Origin of the sequence: Dysgonomonas sp. 521 (genome assembly GCF_010501055.1) — a bacterium.
GTDB lineage: Bacteria > Bacteroidota > Bacteroidia > Bacteroidales > Dysgonomonadaceae > Dysgonomonas.
Genome location: NZ_QVMO01000201.1, coordinates 1 through 1,831, shown reverse-complemented (window position 1 = coordinate 1,831; position 1,831 = coordinate 1). Strand labels below are relative to the sequence as shown.

2 protein-coding genes are annotated in these 1,831 nt (G+C 43.5%); both read left to right on the top strand.

Annotated elements, in window-relative coordinates; translation table 11 throughout:
- Positions 1–1,212, top strand: a 1,212-nt coding sequence (locus D0T84_RS22105; protein WP_163310077.1) for a DUF3945 domain-containing protein, incomplete at its 5' end; no start/stop codon positions are given.
- A gap of 181 nt (positions 1,213–1,393) precedes the next feature.
- Positions 1,394–1,831: DUF1896 family protein (locus D0T84_RS22100; protein WP_163310076.1), on the top strand; the 438-nt coding region annotated here is incomplete at its 3' end.

Sequence of the window (1,831 nt, the reverse complement as noted above, 5' to 3'; positions counted from 1 at the left end):
GATGTATTGGAAAACTTTATGTCCAATTTCCTGCGCCAGTGCAAGGAACCGACCCATTTCCATTTCTTCAAAGTTCCTCTGAACGCATTGGAGAATGTAGTAGATGTATTGAGTAATATGCTCAAAGACCCCGAAAACCCGTCCAATAAGAAATTCATGGATGAAATCCGGATACTGCCCGAAGCCTTTGCCAAAAAAACTTATCAGGCCATTGACGAATCCCGTATCGATTGGTCCCAATTTGAAAAACTGGGAGTAACCAAAGATATGATTGATAAGAATTCTTTGGGAAAAATGCTCAACTGGCAGAAAACCCCGGTGCTGTTACCCATTAAAGCGGAAATAGGCGATACCACTATCCGCACCGATGCCCGCCTGTCATTGCGCGAAACGCCCGAAGGCAAGCTGAACCTGATTGTCCATGCCGTACGCAAAGAAGCCCAACTCGAAGGTTTTGTATACGGTACGCGCCTGAATGAAGATGACAAGCAAAATCTTCGCCAGACAGGCCATGCCGGGCGGCTGGTAGAAATAGAACCCGTTAAAGGACAAAAGATGCAAGCTTTCCTTTCCATTGACAAGATGACCAACGAACTGGTAGCCGTGCGGGCCGACAGGATTAAAATACCGGGTGAAGTCAAAGGTGTTACCCTCAACGAGCAACAGAAAAAAGACTTGTCGGAGGGGAAAGCTATTTACCTGGAAGGCATGAAAGCCAAAAATGGTAAGGATTTTAATGCTACTGTGCAGATTAATGCCGACCGCAGAAGCCTGGAATTTAAGTTCGATAATACGTATAAATTATCGAAGGAACAACAGCAGGAACAGAAATTCCATATCCCCGGAAAACTGTTGGGTGTGGAACTGTCTAAAGAGCAGCAGGATAATCTCCGGGAAAACCGTACTATCTATGTTACAGGTATGACAGACAAGAAAGGGGAACCTTTCAATGCCTACATCAGGGTAAATACCGAAAAGGAAAAGCTCGATTTCTTCAAATGGAATCCTGATAAGGCAAAAAAACAGACCGAGGAAGTTACTCCCGACAATGCAGCGAAAACTCAGGTCGCTGTCAATTCCGAGGGCAAGACCAACGAGGCGACAAAGGATATCAAAGAACCGCTCAAGCAGGGGCAAACCAATCCTACAGAGAAGCAGGAGAAAAAGCAAGAGCAACAGCAGCCGAAGAAATCCAAAGGCATCAGGATGTAATCCTCCAAAGAGTAATACAAGTAACAAACAGCGCTTGGGCATCCCTCCCAAGCGCCAGCTAATTATCCAAAATTATCCGCATCTAACCCGATATGCCTCCCGGCATATTTCCGTGCAAAACGCATATGGAAAATTTGAAGTGAGGCAAAGATAGGGATTATACATTAAAACAAAAACAATTATGAAGAAACAGAATAACAATCAATTAGAATTATCCTACTACCGTCTAAGCCTGTTATCTTTCCTCAAAGAGTGCCATCCACATCTAGCATCCGATACGGATTTTATTAAAACCAGAGCCGATGAAGCTAGCGAAGCCTATTCCAATGCTATTAAAGAAGGCTTATCTCAACTCCGCGCTGAAGAGTTGGCAAATTTGACTTTATTCAAAGGACTCCTATTCTCAAAACATGATATGATTGTCAATGTCTTGTGGAACGAATTTGCTGATATTGTTCCGCAAAGCGAGGCGAAAGATTATGCCATTCGCATTTTATCCCAATGCGAGTTCCTGTTCCTGCAATATCCTATTTCCGATGAGTTTGCCTATTCTCACGAATATGAAAAGCTCTATACAGAACTGACAGGTTTCATCGATTTATGGCTGGAAGAAAATGAG